Consider the following 18,999-nt stretch of genomic DNA (forward strand, 5'->3'; position numbering starts at 1 on the left):
TGCATTGTGCGTAGTTATTTATCCATAAGATCATGGCTGGGTGGTTCCGGAACATGATCTGGCACTATTCTCCTGCATTTATGAACAAAATCAAGCATTTCCTGAACTTCGGCCGATGGCACCGGCGGCTTGTTGGATTGATCACTCGAGGCAGTTGATGTTTTGTCCATATTATCGGACATGTTGTTTTTCCTTACGGTTGGTGAATTGTTACAAATTATCACTATCTTAATTTATTATTAAATATTAGTCAATCATGCGCGCTTTAATCAGTGTTTACAATAAAACCGGCCTGATAGAATTGGTGAACCAATTAAGCCGGCGGTTTAAATTGAAATTAATTTCTACCGGAGGGACGGCCCAATATTTAAAATCTAAAGGTTTTAAAGTTGTAGAAGTTGCCCAAGTGACCGGTTTTCCGGAAATTTTAGGCGGCAGAGTAAAAACTTTGCACCCGAAAATAATGGGGGGAATTTTGGCAGAAAAAAACAACCGACAACATCTTGGGGAGTTAAAAAAATTAGGGATTGGGCCGATTGATATGGTGGTGGTGAATTTATACCCGTTTGAGCAAACGATTAAAAAACCGGGAGTGAGTTTAGGAGAAGCAATTGAACAAATTGATATCGGCGGGGTAACATTATTGCGAGCAGCAGCCAAAAGCTGGCGGACAACAACCGTTTTAAGTCAAATTAAAGATTACGCGCAGATAGCTAAAAAAATATCTCTAGAAAAAAGGCGAGAGTTGGCGGCGAAAGCGTTTCGGCTAACCAGCAAATATGATAAGTTAATTGCGGACTATCTTCTGTTACAATAGCTTTATGTCTTTAACGGTTGGGATTGTGGGGTTGCCGAATGTAGGAAAAAGCACGCTGTTTAATGCCCTTCGTTCCACTCAGGGTAAACTTTCTGGTTTGGCGGAGGTGGCTAATTATCCTTTTACGACAATAGAGCCAAATGTAGGGGTAGTGCCGGTGCCGGACGAAAGACTGGAAAAGTTAGCCAAGATTTATAACGCGCCGATTGTCCCGGCGACAGTCAGTTTTACCGATATTGCCGGATTGATTAAAGGTGCGTCTAAAGGCGAGGGTTTGGGCAACAAATTTTTAAGCCATATTCGAGAAATGGACGCGATTTGCCACGTGATCCGGGCGTTTACTGATCCGGATATTATTAAGCAAGGAGTGGTTAATCCGAAAGAGGATTTTGAAACAGTGAAAATGGAGTTGGATTTAGCGGATTTAGATCACCCGGAGGCGCCGCCGTTTTCCAAGAAGCCGATTTTAATTGCTTTAAATGTGGATGAGGTCGATCTAAAGAAAGCTGGGGAATTGGAAAAAAAATTCAGCATCGAGTTGGGAGTTAATCAAGATCAAGTGGTGGCGATTTGCGCGAAAACCGAAGCCGAGCTGGCCGAGCTATCCGGAGCCGAACAAGCAGAATATTTAAAAGAATTAGGGGTGAGCAAAAGTGGGTTGGAAAGATTAATTCAAAAAGCGTTTAAGACTTTGGGATTGATGACTTTTTTAACTGCCGGAGTAAAAGAGGTACGCGCCTGGACTATTAGAAACGACACAACAGCGTTGAAAGCGGCCGGGGTGATTCACACAGACTTTATGAAAAATTTTATTGCGGCGGATGTGGTTAAGTTTGATGATTTTGTTAAGGTAGACGGGTGGAAACAGGCGAGAGAGTTGGGTAAAGTCAGGATGGAGGGGAGAGATTATATTGTTCAAGACGGAGATGTAATTGAATTTAAGATAGGATCATAGCATTCATATTAGGTATGAATTGATAAAATTTTCAGGGCATAGGTAGAATAGGCATGGTTTATGGAAATATTTTTATTTTTAAGACGGTGGAGATGGGAGCTAATATATTGGTTAATGTGTAGGCGTGGTATAATTTAGTGGATTTATGGACAAGGCAAATTATAGTTTTCTTCCCGATGAGGACTTGTCTGATACCCAGATTTATGTAACGACTCAGACATATAATCGTTATGCTAAAGAATATGCAAAACGATGGGAATGGAATCAGAAAACCATACGGGAGATAAAAAAATATAACATTAAGCCTTTTACCAAACATATCAAGAAAAACGGCAAGATTTTATTGGTTAGTTGCCAAAGCGGGAGAGACTATTTTTTATTAAGTCAGATGGGTTATAGCTGTTTAGGGGTAGGGTTTGCTTATGGTTTGCTAACAGAAGCCATTAAAAGAGTGCCTAATGGTTTATTTGTCAGATTAAAATTAAAGTCACTGCCTTTTATGCCGGAAAGTTTTGATGCGGTTTATGCCGATGCTTTGACTGATGTGCCTAAAAAAGATATTAAAGTACTCTTAAGAGACTTTAGAATTTTTTTGAAGCCGGCTGGAGTGTTGTATTTATCTTTACTTTTAGGAAAAGCGAATGTAATGACAATGAGTGATTTAGGCGGGAAAAGATATATGACTTTGTATCGGAAAACAGAAATATTAGAGATGGTAAAATCAGCTGATTTTACTGTCCTTTGGTCGGAAACGAGCCTGAATACAGACCCGTCTTTACCAAAATGGTTTAGCTTGGTGGCGAAGAAAAAGTGAAAATTTATTTTACAGCCTCAGAAGAAGTTAGTAAAAAAGGATTGAAACAGATCTACCAGAGGATAGTCAATCATTTGCAACAGCAAGGACACGATGTGTTTGAAAAAGCATTATCAGAATATGGGTTAGATGTGGTTCAGTTTTCAAGCCGGGAGGTAAAAGAGTGGTATAAAGAGTGGCTGATTTATGTAAGTGAGGCAGATTTAGCGGTAATTGAAGGTTCTTACCCTTCGACTATTCATATTGGTTTTGAGCTAGGTTTAATTCTGAGTCGGGGCAAGCCGGTAATATTATTATTTGAGGCCGGGAAAGAACCGGTTTTGGTTAGTCAATTGTTTTCCAGCCGGTTAATTAAATCTGAGTACTCTAAGGATAACGTTGAGGAGGTGATTGATTGGTGTTTAGAAGAAGCGGAGAAAATAGTTAATAGGCGCTTTACTTTTTACATCTCACCGGAAATTGACACATATCTAGACAAAATGGTTGATAAGGGGTTAGTTTCTCGATCGCAGTATATTAGGAATTTAATTAAAAAAGAAATGAATAAACAGGTTAATAGTTAGTGGTTGAAGTGCGGTGATAGGGTTTGGCGGCAGGATAAGTTTGGCTTAAATGCCAGATTGCATTGTCGATAAGGCAGGGCGGTTGCTGGAGTTTAAAAGCCAGCAGTTCTCCGACCCAAATTGTGGCGGCTCTGATTTCAATCTCTTCTTGAGAATTTTTGGGAATAAGAATAAGATTATCAATTTTTTTAGCTAAAGAGCGTTGATAGTTTAAGACACCGAAAGAACGGAGAATCTGGGGCAACTTATAGTCGGCGAAGACAGTTAATTGATCAAGACCAGATATTTTTACTTCAGGCAGTAAAGAAAGATCATAAGCACAAATTTGAGCCCTTTTATAGAAGCGGTCATTGAAGGAGGGGAAATGTTTAATAACCAACTGAATGATGTTGATGGCCTTAAAGTCAGCTTGTTGGAGAAGGTAATGAAAATCACCTTTAAATTTTGTTTTTAGGATAAAACCGGCCTGCTGAAGAAATTTAAGCCTGGTTTTAAAAAGAGGAATTTGAGTTTGATTAGCGCTTCTAAAAATGTGCCGGCCTTGTTTTAAGTCAAGATTAATTAAGAATTGGCAGTTTAATAAAGGGGTATTTTCGGCAAGAGCCCGGTCAAAAACAGCCACTAGAGCTTCCCAGCCGTCAACAGGTTTTCCTGAAGGAGATTCAACTGTCCATTTTTTTTGATTTTTTTTAGCCCAAAAACAAAAATTAACAGTGTTCAGTAAGAAGACTTTTTGGCAAGTATTTTGCAGTCGTCCAAATTGAGTTTGACTCAAAAGTTGTTTTTTGTGAATAGCTTGAGAGACTTGTTGACTAAATTTAGTGAGACTGGTTTGGTTAATAGATACCAACTGGGATTTTTTTACTACTTGAGAGGCAGTTGACCTAATTTTAAACGGATCAGAAAGAAGTTGGTTCATCGAGTGATTATAACATCTGTGGTTTAGGTCGAGTTTAAAATTGGCAGTTGAAAAATAAATAATTATTGTTTAAGATATAAACTCAATGCGAAAATACACACTAGCCTTGGTCCTAACAGAGGAACGGGACTTGACTCAACTTCTCTTTAAGGTAAAAGGCAAAATTACTAATACTAAAATTTTGGGTTCCCGGCCATTAGCCTACCGGATTAAAAAAGCCAGCGAAGGCTGGTATGGTTTTTTTGAGGTGGAGTTGCCGGAAACCCAAGTAAAAGAATTAAATAAATTATTAAAAGAAGACGAAAAAGTTTTAAGATTTTTACTAGTTAAAAAGGAGGGGGCCAGTTATGTCCAGCCGCTCATTGAATAAAGTTTTGTTAATCGGGAATTTGACCCGAGATCCGGAATTAAGATATACACCACAAGGGACGCCGGTTTGCACGTTTGGTTTAGCGACCAACCGCAGTTGGCAGCCGTCAGCCGGAGGGGAAAGACAAGAAGAAACGGAATTTCACCGGATTGTCGCCTGGAATAAACTAGCCGAATTGTGTTCAGAGTTATTGTTTAAAGGCAGAAAAGTGTTTGTGGAGGGGAGAATTCAAACCCGAAACTGGACTGATGCCCAGGGACAAGAAAGAACAACCGTAGAAGTCGTGATTGATAATATGATTGTGTTGGATAATAAACGAAAAGACGGTCAACCTGGCGAAGAAGGGGCGTATGAGCAGAAAGAATATGCGGCGGAAACACCTCAACCTTCAGTCGAACCTGCTCCTGCTGAGGAAGTTCCCACAGTGCCAGCCGAGGAAGAAAAGCCCAAGGCAAAAACTAAAAAAGTGGAGAAGAAAGAAGAGCCGGCGGAACCAAAAGTTAATCCGGACGATATTCCTTTTTAAACTTTTATGTTTAAAACCAAACAAAAATGCTATTTCTGTCAAAATAAAAAACTCCCTAATTATCTGGAATGGGAGATTTTGAAGAAATTTGTTTCTGACCGGGGTAAAATTTTGGCCGGGACAAAGACGGGTGTGTGCGCCAAACACCAACGCCGTCTGACAAAGTCGATTAAACAAGCGAGGCATTTGGCTTTACTGCCATTTGTGGGGTAATGAAATTAACTCTAAGACAATTACGTTTAGGAATCGTGGTTTTGAGTTTGATGCTGATTTCCGGCGGGATCGGTTGGAAGCTAGGCCGGTTAGACAGAGTCAGCAACCCAAAAAACGTTGATTTAACTCTGTTTTGGCAAGTCTGGAATAAATTGGACCAGAGTTACTTAATTAAGGATAAATTAAAGCCGCAGGAGATGGTTTGGGGAGCAATTAAAGGGATGACCAGCTCGTTAGGAGATCCTTACACGGTGTTTTTGCCGCCGGAGGACAACCAATCGAGTAAAGAGGATTTAAACGGGACATTTGAGGGAGTGGGAATTGAGCTCGGGTTTAAAGACAATACGTTGGCGGTGGTGGCGCCGCTTTCCGGGATGCCGGCGGAAGCGGCGGGAATAAGAGCCGGGGATTATATTTTGCATATTAAGGATGCCAATAAGGGGATTGATCGGGACACGACCGATTTATCTTTGCCGGAAGCGGTGAAGCTGATTCGGGGGACTAAAGGAACAGAAGTAAGTTTAACCATCCTGCACGCAGGGGATAAAGATTCAAAAGTGATTACTTTGAGACGGGATACGATTGTGGTTAAAAGCGTTGAGTTGCAGTGGGCGGGAACGAACAAAGATATTGCTTGGCTGAAACTTTCCCGTTTCGGCGGTCAAACAGATAAGGAATGGTCAGATGCCGTGGATAAGATCGTAGCCAAAGGACAAATCAAAGGTATAATTTTGGATTTGAGAAATAATCCCGGCGGTTATCTCCAGGGAGCGGTGAATTATGCCAGTGAGTTTTTAAAACAGGGGTCGGTGGTGGTAAAACAAGCCGAGGCGAATGGGAAAGAAGAAACTTACAGCGTGATTGGGTCGGGTCGGTTGCTGACCCAACCATTGGCGGTGTTAGTGAACCAAGGCAGCGCTTCATCAGCGGAAATTCTGGCTGGGACCCTCAGGGATTACCAACGTGCCAAACTAATCGGCGAGAAAACTTTTGGCAAAGGGACAGTGCAGGAAGCGTTAGATTTGGGCGGTGGTGCCGGACTGCACGTAACGACAGCCAAATGGTTATTACCAAAAGGGCAGTGGGTAAATGACACCAAAGGGTTGACGCCGGATGTGGAAATTGCCGATAATAAAGAGACAACTGAAGACGAAGCATTAAATAAAGCAATTGAGCTTTTTAATTTATGAAAGTGATTATTTTAAAAACAGGCGAAGTTAAAGAAGTGGCTTTAGGTTATGCGGTTAATTATTTATTGCCGAAGAAATTGGCAGTGATAGCGACAAAACAGAAGTTGGAGGAGATAAAAAAGAAGACAGAAGAATTAAAATCGGCTAAGAACCAGGAAGAAACCGCTGATCAACAGACAATGAAAAAACTGGAAGGGAAGGTAATAGAAATTAAGACACAGGCAGGGAAAAACGGCAAAATTCATGGCAGTATCACTAAAAAAGAAATTGCCAAAGAATTAAAAATATTAAAAACAAATATTATTTTAGAAGAACCGATTAAAAAAGTCGGCGAGTATGAGATAGAATTAAAATTTGGTAAGGCTAAAGGTAAAATAAAGTTAAAATTATCGGCTAAATGAAAAGAAGAGGATTAATTTTCGCTGCTACAATTATTGTGATTGTTGTTTCGGCTTTTGGGGGAGCCAAGCTTTGGCCAGCTAAAAAAGGCGTTCAGGATAAGACAATTTATCGGGAAGTTTTACAGGAAGAAAATGTGATTACTAAAGTGGTGGATAGCGTGACACCTTCGGTGGTAACGGTAGGAGTAAAAAAAACTCAAAAAATTATTAAATTTGACCCGTTCGGGCTTTTTAGCCAACAAGTGTCGCCGCAAATAAATGAACAAAATATCGAACAAGATATTGGGTCAGGGTTTGTCATTTCCGCCAATGATGGTTTAGTAATTACCAACAAGCACGTGGTGGCCGATTTGCAGGCAGAATACAAGGTGATTACGGCTGATAACACGGAAATGCCGGCAGAAAAAATTTACCGCGATCCGGTAAACGATTTAGCAATCATAAAAGTGACGCCGCCGGCAGGAAAACAATTAAAAGAAGTTAAATTAGGTAATTCGGATACGCTCAAGGTTGGTCAGACAGCGATTGCTATCGGAACAGCTTTAGGGGAATTTAGGTCGACGGTGACCACTGGGGTGATTTCCGGTTTAGGCAGAGGAATTAATGCCGGTTCGCCTTTAGACGGTGCCAGTGAGCGGTTGGATAACGTGATTCAAACCAGTGCGGCGATCAATCCGGGCAACTCCGGCGGGCCGCTTCTCAATTCTTCGGGTGAAGTGATCGGGGTGAACGCGGCAGTATCCCAGACGGGCCAAAATATCGGTTTTGCTCTGCCGATTAATATTGTTAAGGCTGCCCTAGATAATTTTAATCAAACCGGCAAGTTTTCCCGGCCGTTTTTAGGAGTGAAATATCAAATGTTAGACCAAAAAACGGCGATCTTGAATAGTGTGCCGCAAGGGGCTTATGTCGTGGAAGTTGTAGCCGCTTCTCCAGCGGATAAAGCGGCTGTGAAGAGCGGGGATATTATCACCCAAATTGACGGGGTAAAATTAGATGACAAAACCGGCGTGACGGAAATAATGGCAAATAAACGGGTGGGTGATGAAATTAACTTAAAAATTTATCGAGACGGAAAAGAAATAATTATTAAAGCGACGCTTCAGGAAGCGGGGGAGTAATTAGGTTAATTTTGAGGTTAAATCGTTAATTACAGGCAACAAATTGCCTTCCATAATTCTATCCAGTTGTTTCCAGGATGTATTGATGCGGTGGTCGGTAACGCGATTTTGGGGGAAGTTATAAGTGCGGATTTTTTCCGAGCGGGAACCATGGCCGGCTAAATTTCTAGCTTGACCAATCGTGGCGGCGACTTTGTCTTTTTCCAGCTGATATAATTTTGAACGCAAGACGTCCAGGGCAATTTTGCGGTTTTGGTCCTGGAAGCGTTGAGTTTGGCAGGCAGTGATAATGCCGGTTGGTTTATGAGTAATTCTAACCGCAGTAGAGACTTTTTGAACGTTTTGTCCGCCATGAGAAGAAGCATGAAAAAAAGTAATTTCAATGTCTTGAGGTTTAATAATTACATCAGTTTCTTTGACTTCCGGTAAAACCGCCACGGTGGCGGTAGAGGTATGAATTCGTCCCTGGGCTTCGGTAACCGGGACCCGCTGAACCCGATGGACGCCGGCTTCATATTGAAACAAAGAAAAGGCTCCGCCAGCTGGCGGATGGCCTTTTATTTTAATGACTCCGTCGTTAAGTTTAATTACTTCCAGTTTTTGGGAGTTGGCAAAGCGGGTATACATATTTTCCAAATCGCTGGCCCAAAGCTTGGCTTCTTCGCCGCCGGTACCGGGCCGGATTTCCAGAATCACATTACCCTGCGGCTGGTTAGTTTCGGCAACTTTTTTTTCAGGAGTTTGTGAAGCGAGTAAAGCTTGTTTCTGGGTCGTGAGATTGGTAATTTCCTCTTGGGCGAGTGGAGCCAATTGAGGATCAGAGAGCGATTCTTCTGCCTGTTGAATTAACTTATCGAGACGGTCTAACTCCAACTTCAAATAGTCGGTCATGACTTATTCTGGGCAAACATTTCTTTGAGGGTTTGCGGACCTTCATCAACTTTTTCCTGTTTCTTTCTTTGGCTTTTTTTGACGTATTGTTTAGTTCGAGCCGCTTTTTGTCTAGCTTGAAATTTTTCCACCCGGCCCATGGTGTCCACATATTTCATTTGACCAGTAAAAAACGGGTGGCAGGCGCTGCAGATTTCCACTTTAATTTCCGGCAAGGTCGAGCCGGTAGTAAAGGTAGTGCCGCAGGCGCAGGTAACTTTAGCGTTAGGATAATACTGAGGGTGAATGTTTGGCTTCATGAGTTACGATTATAGCGTTTCGGCCGGAATTCGGCAAGACAAACACCCAAGATGATAATTATAATGGCTAGAATCATGATTGGCGAGACGATTTCACTTAAAAATAACCAGGCAACCGGGATAGCGATAATCCCCTGAAGGTAAGTAAACAAGCTGGCTTCGGAAGCCTCGATCAAATTTTGGCCGAAAAGAAATAAAGTTAAAGCGATAATTGAGCCGAAAATCGCCATATAACCGGAAGCGATGGCTACCGGCGCCAAACGCAACAGATTAATTGAGGTTGATTGGTGAAAAAGAGATAAGAAAATATAAAAAGTTACCAGGGCAATTGAATAACTAAAACTGGTAACAAATAATTTAGGAATTGATTGGTAAAGTTTTTTTGCCAGTAAAACATAAATTGTATAAATAATGTTGTAGGCAATAATAAGCAGATTGCCGCTAAAAGAAAAGCTGGCTTGATGATTTTTCCCGGTAATGAGCGGTTCTAAGATAAGAATAATTGTTCCTAAAAAACTAATGATTAGTCCGAACCATTCATGTTTTTCCTCTTTTTCGTGAAGAAAAATAATGCCGCCTAAAACGACAAAAATCGGACCGCTAGCGCCGATAAATGAGGCTTCCAAAGACGAGGTGCGTTGCAGACCAAGATAAAGAATTGGTAATAACAACGGGGTGCCTAAAAATTCTAAGGCAAAAATTTTTAAGAGGGTTTTTCCGGTGAATTTGAGTTTGAAAAGATAGTAAATAAAAATAGGCAGAGTTAAAGGAGCGGCGATTAAGTAGCGGAAGTATAAGAATTGGTAAGGAGAGATGAGGGAAAGGGAAGGTTTCACAATCGGTAAAGCCGCACCCCAGATAATGGACATGGTCAACAGAGCTAGGTAGGCCTTAACGCGTGAGGACATCGATTGCCTGCTGTAAAGTAAATGTTTCCTGCTTGCCGGTCTTCATGTCTTTGAGGGTGACTAAATCTTTGGTCACTTCTTCGTCGCCAAGCACTAAAACATAAGGAATAGCTTTATCGTTGGCATATTTAAACTGTTTAGCTAGTTTAGCTTGGGAATCCGGGTAAATGTCGGTGTTAATCTTATTTTGGCGCAATTTTTGAGTAAGAGTTTGAGAATTGGTTAAATAATCAGGATTAAAAATGGTGACTAAAACTTTGGTTTTGGTAGTAATTTTGGGGAATAATTTTAATTCATCCATGGCCAAAATTGTCCGGTCAAAGCCGACGCTAAAACCAACAGCGGGAACTTGGCGGTTAGAAAATTTGGCGACTAAGCTGTCAAAGCGTTCGCAGCCAGCTAGAGAACCAGTGGTAAAATTTTCATCAATAATTTCCCAAATCGTAGCGTTGGAATAGGAAAAAGAACGGGCCAGGGTGGGTTTAAACCGATAGTTATCTTTAAAGCCATAATTATCTAAATATTCAAAAATAGCTTTAAGATTGGCATTAGGTTGGTTGTTTTTGACCTTCTCGAGAATGGTTGAGTCAAAGCCTTTTTGGGTGAGTTCTTTAATGACGCCTTCATCTCCGATTTTGTCCAGTTTATCGATGGCCACAATGGCCGGATAGGGAATATCTTTATAAAGATCGCGGTCGTTAATAATGGCGATTGGTTTGGTAAAACCTAAGTTTTTAAAAATATCAATGGTTAAGGCGATGGTTTCGGCATCGGCCGTGCGGTTATCCACCCCAAAAATATCAGCATCGCACTGTAAAAACTCGCGGTAGCGGCCTTTTTGCGGTTTTTCCGAGCGCCAAACGGTTTGAATCTGGTAGCGTTTAAAGGGAAGAGAAATTTTGTCAGGGTATTGGGCAATGACGCGGCAGGTAGGGACAGTTTGGTCGTAACGCAAGGCCACTTTTCGGCCGCCTTGGTCAGTAAATTTAAAAAATAATTTTTCGTCTTCGCCGATTTGCCCCTCAAAAGTCTCCAAATATTCAACGGCCGGAGTTTCCAGAGGTTCAAAGCCGTACAATTCAAAAGTCCGCCGGATAATATCAATGGCGTATTGGCGTTTTAAGGCATCTTGGGGCAAAAAATCCCGGAAGCCTTTGAGGGTTTGCGGTTTAATGAGTTTTGCTTTCATATTAAAAATTTAGAGTCCTTAATAATCATTTTATCATGTTAAGAGCTTCTTTTACATTTTATTTATTTAAGGGCTGTGATTAAATGTTGATAAAATGCTTTTTTGTCTATTGCAGTTACTAGATTGATTAGGCTTTGAGAATTAAATTGGCCAATTGTTTGACCATCAGGAGTAATTGTGAGAATAATTTTTTTACTACTGGAAATAATTTTTGGATCAATTAAAATGGCTGCCGCTAAGGGATCATAAAAATCAATAAAATCTCTGCGATTATTAATGATGATAGTTTTAATAATTTCCCCGGCGGCCGTTTGAGGCTTGGCCAAAACTACTTGTTTTAAAAACTGTTTATCTTTGGCACGAGCTTGGTTGGTGGTGTCGGTAGCAATTAAAGTAATAGGCAAGCCTGAAGAGAAAACAATTTTTGCTGCGTTTGGATCTAAGGCAATGTTGTACTCGCATAAATAGTCGGGTGGAATGTTCCCTGACATAAAAATAGCTCCACCCATAATAATAATCTGTTTAACATTTTTTTTAATAATTGTTGAATTTTGTATTATTTTGGCAATGTTGGTTAAAGGACCAAGGCAGAGAATTGATATTGGTGATGTGGAAGAATTTAAAAATCTGAATAAATTTCTGTTTAAAGTTTTGACACAAATTTTTTTAAATGGACTTTTGGGTAGGGGAATGTCTTTGAGTAAGGTAAGATTATTGGCCCGTTGACGGTCAATTTTAGGGAAATCTAATTTCTGTTGAGGAGGGTTAAATCCTTGATAAATAGGTATGGTGGTTTCCCTCAACAAGGTTAAAAGACGAGCAAGGTTTTGAGTCCCAGTGGTAAGATCGGCAACCCCTCTGACTGTACTAATTGTTTTAATATTTATATCTTTATTATTAAGGAGTAAAGCGATGGCAATAATGTCGTCTATTCCCATGTCAGTATCAATTAGAATATCTTTCATATAAGTAACCTTTCAAAATCATTTGGACTTTGTACTAATAAAGTTTTACAGCCAAAAGCGGCAGCGGCAATAATATCAGTTATTTCTTGATCACCAACAGAAGTAATATTCTCTGGTCGATATCTTTCGCTTAGTATTTTAAATATTTCCTCTTTTTGAGTAAATGATTCTCCGGTATATATTGATTCAAAACAATCTGTTAAGCCTAAAAAGTTAATGACTTGTTCTTGCCAAACTTTGGCAGCAGTGGTTAATAAAATTAATTTTTTACCTGTTTTTGACAATTGTTTAACTGTTTCTGCTTGAGTTTGATAATTGGCGATTAAATTTTTTGGATTAATATTCCAGACAATATTAAAATAATCCTCCCTTGTTATTTCGTAACGTTGACTGAGAAAATTGCTTAGACCAATTGGATCTTTCAAACCTTGAGCCATAGTTATTTTGGCTGTTTCCGGCGAGCAATTTTCGGTGGTAATAATAAATTTTTGACAATTTTCCAAAACAGTTGCTTCAAGCCTTGAACTAGAATACCCGTTATTTTTTCCGTCTAGTTGGTAAAGAGTTCCATCCATGTCCAACACAATTACTTCTCTTTGTTGTTCGGTTTTAATGGTTTCTATGCAGAGCTGTAAATATTCAATTACTTTATTATTTATACTGATTGAAATTGTTTTGTCTTGATTAGTTGGTAGAGGAAACCCGGATTTAACTAAATCTCTAAATTTAAAAGGCTTGCCTGTTATAGCTTCAAAATCAGATATAAGTGAAATAAAAGATTGGATCATTTTCTGGCTGACAGTAAATAGTTGACCACTTTTATCGAGGCTAGCACCTTCACCTAAACTCCAGGGAAAAAGATAAGGAATAGCGGTTGTAACATTATTTTTACGGCTGGTTGCAAGTTGTTTGCCGCCGAACACACCGAAATCTCGAATATCGATCCATTCAAAAAGATTGGGAATGTCAGCTATAAATTCAATGGGAATATTATCAAGTTGAGTGACCTGAGAATTGCCAAGAAAAGCAATAATTTTTTCCACTTGAGATTTTTTAACCCCAAATCGATAGAGTTTATCTATAACGAATTGAGTCGTACCACCACTGAATAAGCCGTCATCAACAATAATAAGAGACCTATTTTCAATTGAAGCGGCGATTGATTGAAATTGTTGGTCAATTGGTAGATTTCCTTGCCGGGAGTTTTTCCTGCCGTCGTTTGTTCGAGTAATGGCTAATCTTGCAAATTGATTAGGAAATCTAGATTCAAGATCTGTAAGAAGAAAACGATCTAGACAAAGACAAACCTTTTGCGGATTTTGCTCTAATTCAGTTGACACTTTTGACCCTAATTTTGCCTGCATATCAGTTTCCATGTAGGTTTCAATGTTTGGATAGGCTAGTGAAATAGCCTGGACTAGTTCACCAAAATATTGATCAATCCGATCATTGAATTGAATAGGATAATCCCTATCGAAAATACTAAAAATGCTTTTCGTATCTTGTGTGAGTACGTATGGTTGATAATTTTCAGAATTCATATAATAAAAAACCCCGCTTAGTAGCGGGGGAGAACGAGTAATTTAATTAACTAAACTACGGTTGAAGCCCCGCCATAAACGGGGAATGATGTTCAACTGATAAATTGTTTAATTTACTCATATATTAACGTGGTAACATGATAATATAACATTAAAAAGAGAAATTGTCAAGGGGAAAGGAAAATTCCATTAAGGAGACACCTTCACTTCGTAAAGGAGTCTCCTTTTTTGAGACGAGAAAGGACTAATTGATAGCCGCCTTTGCCGTGCTTGAGCCAATAAGCCGTGCGGGTGACCGTGGTGGTGGAAACGTGAAGTTTTTTAGCGATTTTGGCGTAGGGGATACCCTGGTATAAAAGCTCGGCCATGGCAAAACGCTTGTCAATGATTTTAATTTCTTTTAAAGTTAATAGGTCACGCCAGAAAGCGGCGACTTCACCAGTGTTTTTTAATTTTAAAATTGCCCGGTATAAATTGGACATCTATTGTATTTTAGCAGATGGAGAGGCGGAAGCGGATTCAGTGGCATTGGTGGGGATCGTAGAGGCAGGATTATTTTTTCCGGGAATGACTAAAACATTTTTGACTTCGCTTAAGTTGCCGGATTTATCAAAAACAACAATAGCGAAAAGTGTGTCTTTTAACTCTAAATTATTAACGGAAGGATTGGCAATATTTTTGACAGTCAAATCAGTTTTCGTGGTAAGGGTGAGTTTTTTCCCGTCAACAGTAATTTTATTGCCGTCGATTTCTTCAATTTGGCCATCGATTAGTTGGCGGTTAATTGGTGGTTGGGGAGGAGTAAGCCGGACAATTTTTTTAGCCTCGAAGTGATTCTTATCAGGATAAAAGAAACCTAAAGCCAGGATATAGTCATTGATTTGATAATTTTCTTTTTTAGCCAGGTAAAGCGGGTAGTTTTGGGCTTTGTAGGTAACCACGATTGAGTCATCAGCAATACTGTTTATCTGTCCAACATAGGCTTTGGGACGAGGGGCTTGGCTTTTAGTGACTAAATCCTCTTTAATTTTATCAACACCTTCTTCGGCAGTTTTTTCCAGGCGCTCTTTAATTTTGTCGGTTAAAGAAGAATCCGTGGCGGTGGCGGCCTGAACTAAGGCTGGAAATATTAACGCAATAATTATAAATAGAATAATTTTTTTCATGGTTGAATGATGCTAGTGGAATAGGTTAAAACTAAGTTTTGGGTTTGAGTAAAGCCGGTTTCATCGGAAGCGATAATGGTAATTTCGTTAAAGCCTTTAATCAGCTTGATTTTAAAGGTGAAAATGCCTTCACTATCGGCCAACGTCAAATAGCTCTGAGTTTCGGTTAAAAGGGCAATCACGGCATTGGGCCAAGCGATACCGGAAAGAGTGATGTCACTTTGATTAATTAAATCAAAATTTTCCGGTGAAGTAATATTCAAAGTTTTTTGTTGGTTGGTAATGGTGGTGATAGGAGAGGTGGAAGTTTGAGTGGATTTTTTTTGTTTTTGGGTGTTTAAGGCTTGATTGGCGGTAAAAATACCTAAAGCAACAATTAAACCCAAAGAGAGGCCGATAACCACGGCAATTAAAAGTTCTTTTTTCATACGGCAAACGGCACTATAACACCCTTGAGTTTTAATTGTCAAGAAAATGGTTTTATGTTAGATTAGGTTCATATGGATATAAGTTTATTGCCAAAAGCCGGCTTTCTATTAAAATACAGAAATGTCAAAGTGACAGTTGAGCCAGAGGAAAATAAAGTGGAAGCAGAAGGAGAAACGGTCGTTATTAAAGGAGCAGGTGAATATGAAGTTAAAGGTGTCAGTATTTTTGGTACTAAGATTAACAAAGAGGTAATTTATACTTTTGACATTGACGAGTTACGGGTGGCATATTTGGGAGAATTTAAAGAAAAATTAAGTGACAGTCAACTTGATTGGTTAGACGGAGTAGACGTTTTATTAGTTTCGGGGCAATCAGCGGAAATAGTTAAACAAATTGGGCCGTCTTTGGCCGTGAGTCCTGAACCAATTAAAGGTATCGAAGGAATGTCGAGACAGGAAAAGAAACTGACGATCAGCAAGTTGCAGCTACCGGAAGAAATGAAAGTGATTGTTTTATATGCCTAATCAAATGAAGGTGCCGCCGCACAGTGAGGAAGCCGAAGAGTCGGTTTTAGGCGCGGTGTTAATTGATAAAGACGCAGTGGTGGAAGTGGCGGAATTATTACAGCCGAGTTTTTTTTATGAAGACAAACACGCCTTAATTTTTGAGTGTGTCAGGGAACTTTACAATGAAAGGGAGCCGATTGACGTAGTGACGGTGGCGGAAAAATTAAAGACAAGAAAAAGTTTAAAAAAAATCGGCGGAGTGGCTTATTTAACGGAGTTAGTTAACCGCGTGCCGACTTCGGCGCACGCGGTTAACTATGCCAAGATTATTAAAAACTTAGCGACCAAGCGGGAGTTGATCAGTCAGGCGTCAAAGATGGTGGAAGATTCGTTCGATGAAACCGCTGGTTTGGATAGGATTTTAGACCAGGCGGAAAAGGCGATATTCTCTCTTTCCCAGCAGCACCTGATCAGAAATTTTATCCATATTAAGGATGCCTTAGCGGAATCGTTTGACCGCTTGGACGAGTTGCATAAAACCAGCGGCGGCATGCGGGGAGTGCCGACGGGATTTAATGATCTGGACAATGTTTTGGCCGGAATGCAACGGAGCAATCTGTTAATTTTGGCGGCCCGGCCGGGAATGGGAAAAACTTCTTTAGCTTTAAACATCGCCCAATTTGTGGCGGTCAATCATAAAATTCCGGTTGGTTTTTTTTCACTGGAAATGAGCCAGGAAGAATTGGTGGACCGCTTGCTGGTGTCCCAGGCGGATATTGATGCCTGGAGATTAAAAACCGGTAAATTGAATGAGATGGATTTTGCTAAATTGTCCGATGCGATGGGAGAATTGGCCGAAGCCCCGCTTTATGTTGATGATACGCCGGGAATGTCGATTATGGAGATGAGGACGAAAGCCAGAAGGCTGCAGATTGAGCACGGGGTGCAGTTTTTAGTCGTTGATTATCTGCAGTTAGCCCATTCGCGAAATTTGGAAAACCGGGTGCAGGAGATTTCCGAGGTGTCGATGGGTTTGAAAAATTTGGCGAGGGAGTTAAAAGTGCCGGTGTTGGCTTTGTCGCAGCTGTCGCGGGCAGTGGAACACCGGGGGAACCCCAAGCCCCAGCTGGCGGATTTGCGCGAGTCCGGCGGTATTGAACAGGATGCCGACGTGGTGATGTTTTTATTCCGCCAGGATGAGAATGATTTGGAAAACTGTAAATTGTGGATTGCCAAACACCGGAATGGTCCCTTGGCGACGGTTGACCTTCGTTTCCGCGGCGACCGCATCCGTTTTTACGGAATGGAAAAAAAGAGAAAAGAATAGAGTGGCGCGGGAGAGAATTCCAATTTGTGCCAGAGGTGGGACTTGAACCCACACGGAGTTACCTCCACACGATTTTGAGTCGTGCTTGTATACCGATTTCAACACTCTGGCTTTTTTTGACAGGATGACTATAATTCTATCATATGCTTAACGTGAACCAACTAAGAAACGGGACCGCCTTTGAAATGGATGGCCAGCCGTACTTGGTTATAAAGTACGAATTTACTAAGATGGGGCGGGGAAATGCCACGATTAAAGTCCGCGTCAGAAATTTAAACACCCAGTCAGTAACGATGATGGGTTTTTCAAGCGGCGGGAGCGTTGATGACATTCAGCTCAGGCGCAAAAAGATGCAGTATCTTTATGCGGATGCCAACAACAGTGTGTTTATGGACCCGGTTAGTTTTGAACAAATTGAGATTGATAACGAGTTAATTAAAGAACAAAAACCGTATTTAGCTGATGGGTTGGAAGTCCAAGTTTTATTTTGGGACCCTTCGACGGGCTCAGGACTTACGGCTTTATCGGTAGAACTGCCGCCAAAGTTAACGTTTATAGTCAAAGAAACCGGGCCGGGAGAGAAGGGGAATAGCGTGTCAAACATGTATAAATCGGCGGTTTTGAACAATGGTTTGCAGGTTAAGATTCCCTTGTTTATTAAACAAGGCGAAAAGGTGATTATTGATACGCGCGAGGGTAACTACGTTTCTAGAGCTTAGCGATTAAAACCACCAGAACAACAACTAAAATTTGTAAAACTAACCCCCAGGGGAGATTAAGTTTGTGATGTAGCCGGCTTTGGAGTTTTTTAATCGTGGAAAAAGGCGGGAAGCTCCAGTTTAAGATATGAAAAGGCGCTTCCAGCCAGTCAGGCAGTTGAGCGATAAACATCATCGGAAAGAGGTAGGCGTAGGTCACTTGGGATTTAAAAATTAGCCAACCTAAAAAGAAGCCGATAAAGGCATCGCTCAAAGAAACAGCAATAGTTCTAGTTTTAGAGTGAATAATTTTTCGGGTACGAAAATCCCAGTGAGGGATCAGGTCCAGGAGAAAATGGGAGCATAAGTTAATCGGGTAGCCAAGATAAGGATTAGGGATAAGCTTGGCGATGGCGGCCCCAACCAGAGCGTGCGAGGTAACGAGCATGGTGTTATTATATACTATAAAGTTATGTGGCCAACATTAATTGCTTTCGGTCCATTAGTAATCCATTCTTTTGGCTTTTTATTAGCCCTGGGAGTGTTTTTCGGCGGCTTTGTGTTTTGGCAAAAAGGTAGGGAAGAAGGAACAGCCGAAGAAGAATTGATGGATTGCTGGCTGGTAAGCGGAATAGTCAGTTTGCTGACTGCCAGAGTTTGGTTTGTGTTGACTAATTGGGGGCAGTTTAATAATTGGTACAGAATTATTTTTTTAACGAAGTTCCCGGGTTTGGCTTATGAGGGGGCCTTCTTCGGTTTTTGGCTGATAGTGGTAATCTGGGCGGTTAGAAAACATTGGCCTTGGTGGCCGATTTTGGAAACAGCAGTTTTTGCTGAATTAATCGTGGAGATTTTTGGTAGGTTAGGTAGATGGTTAGCTGTCGGGACAATAAAAATGCCGTTCGAATTGATTTTTAGTGCGAGTTTAGCTTTATTCTATTTTATTTTTAAAAAATGGGAGAAGAAATATCGAAGTGCTTTTAAGCCGGGTTTTTTAGTAGCAGCCTATTTATTGGTTTTGGGAACAATAAACGCCCTGGTTACATTGTGGTTTGGTTTAATATTGGTAATCGGCGGATACTTGCTTTTAATAAATCGGTGGGGTAAACTGGCAGAACTATTTAAAAAGCAACCGGTGGCAATTAAAAAGCATAACCGCAAAAAATTAGGATTTGATTTTAAATAATCCGC

The 18,999-nt window shown here is 40.6% G+C and carries 25 protein-coding genes and 1 tRNA gene; 14 read left to right on the plus strand and 12 right to left on the minus strand.

Translation table 11 applies throughout. The features are described 5' to 3' along the window. Nucleotides 1–256: 256 nt before the first annotated feature. From NTZ93_01060 to NTZ93_01075, 4 genes are all read left to right on the plus strand, one after another. On the plus strand, nucleotides 257–817 hold the full coding sequence (locus NTZ93_01060) for a hypothetical protein (GenBank protein ID MCX6816445.1): 561 nt from the start codon (nucleotides 257–259) through the stop codon (nucleotides 815–817). 4 nt (nucleotides 818–821) lie between these two features. Next, the gene (locus NTZ93_01065; GenBank protein ID MCX6816446.1) at nucleotides 822–1,772 is read left to right on the plus strand and encodes a YchF family ATPase; all 951 of its coding nucleotides are present in this window, start codon (nucleotides 822–824) and stop codon (nucleotides 1,770–1,772) included. 145 nt (nucleotides 1,773–1,917) lie between these two features. Continuing rightward, nucleotides 1,918–2,586: a methyltransferase domain-containing protein gene (locus NTZ93_01070; GenBank protein MCX6816447.1), complete on the plus strand. Its 669-nt coding sequence runs from the start codon at nucleotides 1,918–1,920 to the stop codon at nucleotides 2,584–2,586. Continuing rightward, nucleotides 2,583–3,149 (plus strand): hypothetical protein, encoded by a 567-nt coding sequence (locus NTZ93_01075; GenBank protein MCX6816448.1) that lies wholly within the window; start codon nucleotides 2,583–2,585, stop codon nucleotides 3,147–3,149. Before NTZ93_01070 ends, NTZ93_01075 begins: the two co-directional genes overlap by 4 nt. On the opposite strand, the gene NTZ93_01080 is transcribed toward NTZ93_01075, so the two are convergent. Continuing rightward, nucleotides 3,139–4,068, minus strand: a complete 930-nt coding sequence (locus tag NTZ93_01080) for a hypothetical protein (GenBank protein ID MCX6816449.1) — start codon at nucleotides 4,066–4,068, stop codon at nucleotides 3,139–3,141. The genes NTZ93_01075 and NTZ93_01080 overlap by 11 nt on opposite strands. Nucleotides 4,069–4,153: 85 nt before the next feature. Between NTZ93_01080 and rpsF the strand changes: the two genes are divergently transcribed. From rpsF to NTZ93_01110, 6 genes are read left to right on the plus strand one after another with little or no spacing between them, the layout of a single operon-like run. Continuing rightward, the gene (rpsF, locus tag NTZ93_01085; protein MCX6816450.1) at nucleotides 4,154–4,438 is read left to right on the plus strand and encodes a 30S ribosomal protein S6; all 285 of its coding nucleotides are present in this window, start codon (nucleotides 4,154–4,156) and stop codon (nucleotides 4,436–4,438) included. Further along, a complete protein-coding gene (locus NTZ93_01090; GenBank protein ID MCX6816451.1) occupies nucleotides 4,416–4,964 on the plus strand; it encodes a single-stranded DNA-binding protein in 549 nt (182 codons plus the stop codon). The genes rpsF and NTZ93_01090 overlap by 23 nt, the downstream gene beginning before the upstream one ends. Before the next feature lie 6 nt (nucleotides 4,965–4,970). Next, nucleotides 4,971–5,177: a 30S ribosomal protein S18 gene (gene rpsR, locus NTZ93_01095; GenBank protein MCX6816452.1), complete on the plus strand. Its 207-nt coding sequence runs from the start codon at nucleotides 4,971–4,973 to the stop codon at nucleotides 5,175–5,177. Continuing rightward, complete coding sequence (locus NTZ93_01100) at nucleotides 5,177–6,367, plus strand: S41 family peptidase (GenBank protein MCX6816453.1); 1,191 nt, start codon at nucleotides 5,177–5,179, stop codon at nucleotides 6,365–6,367. Before rpsR ends, NTZ93_01100 begins: the two co-directional genes overlap by 1 nt. Next, nucleotides 6,364–6,768, plus strand: a complete 405-nt coding sequence (rplI, locus tag NTZ93_01105; protein ID MCX6816454.1) for a 50S ribosomal protein L9 — start codon at nucleotides 6,364–6,366, stop codon at nucleotides 6,766–6,768. The genes NTZ93_01100 and rplI overlap by 4 nt, the downstream gene beginning before the upstream one ends. Next, nucleotides 6,765–7,889, plus strand: a complete 1,125-nt coding sequence (locus tag NTZ93_01110) for a trypsin-like peptidase domain-containing protein (protein ID MCX6816455.1) — start codon at nucleotides 6,765–6,767, stop codon at nucleotides 7,887–7,889. Before rplI ends, NTZ93_01110 begins: the two co-directional genes overlap by 4 nt. On the opposite strand, the gene NTZ93_01115 is transcribed toward NTZ93_01110, so the two are convergent. From NTZ93_01115 to NTZ93_01155, 9 genes are all read right to left on the minus strand, one after another. Then, nucleotides 7,890–8,780: a PCRF domain-containing protein gene (locus tag NTZ93_01115; GenBank protein ID MCX6816456.1), complete on the minus strand. Its 891-nt coding sequence runs from the start codon at nucleotides 8,778–8,780 to the stop codon at nucleotides 7,890–7,892. Further along, nucleotides 8,777–9,079, minus strand: a complete 303-nt coding sequence (rpmE, locus tag NTZ93_01120) for a 50S ribosomal protein L31 (GenBank protein ID MCX6816457.1) — start codon at nucleotides 9,077–9,079, stop codon at nucleotides 8,777–8,779. Before rpmE ends, NTZ93_01115 begins: the two co-directional genes overlap by 4 nt. Next, nucleotides 9,076–9,987: a DMT family transporter gene (locus NTZ93_01125; protein ID MCX6816458.1), complete on the minus strand. Its 912-nt coding sequence runs from the start codon at nucleotides 9,985–9,987 to the stop codon at nucleotides 9,076–9,078. The genes rpmE and NTZ93_01125 overlap by 4 nt, the downstream gene beginning before the upstream one ends. After that, a complete protein-coding gene (hisS, locus tag NTZ93_01130) occupies nucleotides 9,971–11,176 on the minus strand; it encodes a histidine--tRNA ligase (GenBank protein MCX6816459.1) in 1,206 nt (401 codons plus the stop codon). The genes NTZ93_01125 and hisS overlap by 17 nt, the downstream gene beginning before the upstream one ends. 62 nt (nucleotides 11,177–11,238) lie before the next feature. Beyond that, entirely contained in the window at nucleotides 11,239–12,141 is a 903-nt protein-coding gene (locus tag NTZ93_01135; GenBank protein MCX6816460.1) for a nucleoside hydrolase, read from the minus strand. After that, nucleotides 12,138–13,682: an HAD hydrolase-like protein gene (locus NTZ93_01140; protein ID MCX6816461.1), complete on the minus strand. Its 1,545-nt coding sequence runs from the start codon at nucleotides 13,680–13,682 to the stop codon at nucleotides 12,138–12,140. The genes NTZ93_01135 and NTZ93_01140 overlap by 4 nt, the downstream gene beginning before the upstream one ends. 203 nt (nucleotides 13,683–13,885) lie before the next feature. Continuing rightward, entirely contained in the window at nucleotides 13,886–14,164 is a 279-nt protein-coding gene (locus NTZ93_01145; protein MCX6816462.1) for a YerC/YecD family TrpR-related protein, read from the minus strand. Further along, nucleotides 14,165–14,848: a hypothetical protein gene (locus NTZ93_01150; GenBank protein ID MCX6816463.1), complete on the minus strand. Its 684-nt coding sequence runs from the start codon at nucleotides 14,846–14,848 to the stop codon at nucleotides 14,165–14,167. Continuing rightward, nucleotides 14,845–15,276 (minus strand): hypothetical protein, encoded by a 432-nt coding sequence (locus NTZ93_01155; GenBank protein ID MCX6816464.1) that lies wholly within the window; start codon nucleotides 15,274–15,276, stop codon nucleotides 14,845–14,847. The genes NTZ93_01150 and NTZ93_01155 overlap by 4 nt, the downstream gene beginning before the upstream one ends. Nucleotides 15,277–15,348: 72 nt before the next feature. Between NTZ93_01155 and NTZ93_01160 the strand changes: the two genes are divergently transcribed. Beyond that, entirely contained in the window at nucleotides 15,349–15,801 is a 453-nt protein-coding gene (locus tag NTZ93_01160; GenBank protein ID MCX6816465.1) for an MBL fold metallo-hydrolase, read from the plus strand. Continuing rightward, nucleotides 15,794–17,110, plus strand: coding sequence for a replicative DNA helicase (dnaB, locus tag NTZ93_01165; GenBank protein MCX6816466.1), 1,317 nt, complete (start codon nucleotides 15,794–15,796; stop codon nucleotides 17,108–17,110). The genes NTZ93_01160 and dnaB overlap by 8 nt, the downstream gene beginning before the upstream one ends. A 27-nt stretch (nucleotides 17,111–17,137) precedes the next feature. Here dnaB and NTZ93_01170 read toward each other — a convergent pair. Then, a tRNA-Leu gene (locus NTZ93_01170) sits at nucleotides 17,138–17,221 on the minus strand. A 32-nt stretch (nucleotides 17,222–17,253) separates the two neighbouring features. Here NTZ93_01170 and efp point away from each other — a divergent pair. Next, nucleotides 17,254–17,829, plus strand: a complete 576-nt coding sequence (efp, locus tag NTZ93_01175) for an elongation factor P (GenBank protein ID MCX6816467.1) — start codon at nucleotides 17,254–17,256, stop codon at nucleotides 17,827–17,829. On the opposite strand, the gene NTZ93_01180 is transcribed toward efp, so the two are convergent. After that, on the minus strand, nucleotides 17,819–18,256 hold the full coding sequence (locus NTZ93_01180; protein MCX6816468.1) for a hypothetical protein: 438 nt from the start codon (nucleotides 18,254–18,256) through the stop codon (nucleotides 17,819–17,821). The two genes, efp and NTZ93_01180, sit on opposite strands and share 11 nt — an antisense overlap. 24 nt (nucleotides 18,257–18,280) lie before the next feature. Here NTZ93_01180 and NTZ93_01185 point away from each other — a divergent pair, with 24 nt between their 5' ends. After that, nucleotides 18,281–18,994, plus strand: a complete 714-nt coding sequence (locus NTZ93_01185) for a prolipoprotein diacylglyceryl transferase (GenBank protein ID MCX6816469.1) — start codon at nucleotides 18,281–18,283, stop codon at nucleotides 18,992–18,994. The last annotated feature ends 5 nt before the right edge of the window (nucleotides 18,995–18,999 follow it).

The organism is Candidatus Beckwithbacteria bacterium, from assembly GCA_026397255.1.
Taxonomy (GTDB): domain Bacteria; phylum Patescibacteriota; class Microgenomatia; order UBA1400; family CG1-02-47-37; genus JAPLVF01.

Bases quoted from the DNA above. Each gene is read 5' to 3' on its own strand.
- rpsR (MCX6816452.1), top strand. From the start codon at position 4,971: ATGTTTAAAACCAAACAAAAATGCTATTTCTGTCAAAATAAAAAACTC.
- NTZ93_01110 (MCX6816455.1), top strand. From the start codon at position 6,765: ATGAAAAGAAGAGGATTAATTTTCGCTGCTACAATTATTGTGATTGTT.
- rpmE (MCX6816457.1), bottom strand. From the start codon at position 9,079: ATGAAGCCAAACATTCACCCTCAGTATTATCCTAACGCTAAAGTTACC.
- NTZ93_01150 (MCX6816463.1), bottom strand. From the start codon at position 14,848: ATGAAAAAAATTATTCTATTTATAATTATTGCGTTAATATTTCCAGCC.
- rpsF (MCX6816450.1), top strand. From the start codon at position 4,154: ATGCGAAAATACACACTAGCCTTGGTCCTAACAGAGGAACGGGACTTG.
- dnaB (MCX6816466.1), top strand. From the start codon at position 15,794: ATGCCTAATCAAATGAAGGTGCCGCCGCACAGTGAGGAAGCCGAAGAG.
- NTZ93_01115 (MCX6816456.1), bottom strand. From the start codon at position 8,780: ATGACCGACTATTTGAAGTTGGAGTTAGACCGTCTCGATAAGTTAATT.
- NTZ93_01060 (MCX6816445.1), top strand. From the start codon at position 257: ATGCGCGCTTTAATCAGTGTTTACAATAAAACCGGCCTGATAGAATTG.
- NTZ93_01155 (MCX6816464.1), bottom strand. From the start codon at position 15,276: ATGAAAAAAGAACTTTTAATTGCCGTGGTTATCGGCCTCTCTTTGGGT.
- NTZ93_01065 (MCX6816446.1), top strand. From the start codon at position 822: ATGTCTTTAACGGTTGGGATTGTGGGGTTGCCGAATGTAGGAAAAAGC.
- NTZ93_01125 (MCX6816458.1), bottom strand. From the start codon at position 9,987: ATGTCCTCACGCGTTAAGGCCTACCTAGCTCTGTTGACCATGTCCATT.
- rplI (MCX6816454.1), top strand. From the start codon at position 6,364: ATGAAAGTGATTATTTTAAAAACAGGCGAAGTTAAAGAAGTGGCTTTA.
- NTZ93_01160 (MCX6816465.1), top strand. From the start codon at position 15,349: ATGGATATAAGTTTATTGCCAAAAGCCGGCTTTCTATTAAAATACAGA.
- NTZ93_01140 (MCX6816461.1), bottom strand. From the start codon at position 13,682: ATGAATTCTGAAAATTATCAACCATACGTACTCACACAAGATACGAAA.
- NTZ93_01145 (MCX6816462.1), bottom strand. From the start codon at position 14,164: ATGTCCAATTTATACCGGGCAATTTTAAAATTAAAAAACACTGGTGAA.
- NTZ93_01090 (MCX6816451.1), top strand. From the start codon at position 4,416: ATGTCCAGCCGCTCATTGAATAAAGTTTTGTTAATCGGGAATTTGACC.
- NTZ93_01080 (MCX6816449.1), bottom strand. From the start codon at position 4,068: ATGAACCAACTTCTTTCTGATCCGTTTAAAATTAGGTCAACTGCCTCT.
- NTZ93_01185 (MCX6816469.1), top strand. From the start codon at position 18,281: ATGTGGCCAACATTAATTGCTTTCGGTCCATTAGTAATCCATTCTTTT.
- NTZ93_01180 (MCX6816468.1), bottom strand. From the start codon at position 18,256: ATGCTCGTTACCTCGCACGCTCTGGTTGGGGCCGCCATCGCCAAGCTT.
- NTZ93_01100 (MCX6816453.1), top strand. From the start codon at position 5,177: ATGAAATTAACTCTAAGACAATTACGTTTAGGAATCGTGGTTTTGAGT.
- hisS (MCX6816459.1), bottom strand. From the start codon at position 11,176: ATGAAAGCAAAACTCATTAAACCGCAAACCCTCAAAGGCTTCCGGGAT.
- NTZ93_01135 (MCX6816460.1), bottom strand. From the start codon at position 12,141: ATGAAAGATATTCTAATTGATACTGACATGGGAATAGACGACATTATT.
- NTZ93_01070 (MCX6816447.1), top strand. From the start codon at position 1,918: ATGGACAAGGCAAATTATAGTTTTCTTCCCGATGAGGACTTGTCTGAT.
- efp (MCX6816467.1), top strand. From the start codon at position 17,254: ATGCTTAACGTGAACCAACTAAGAAACGGGACCGCCTTTGAAATGGAT.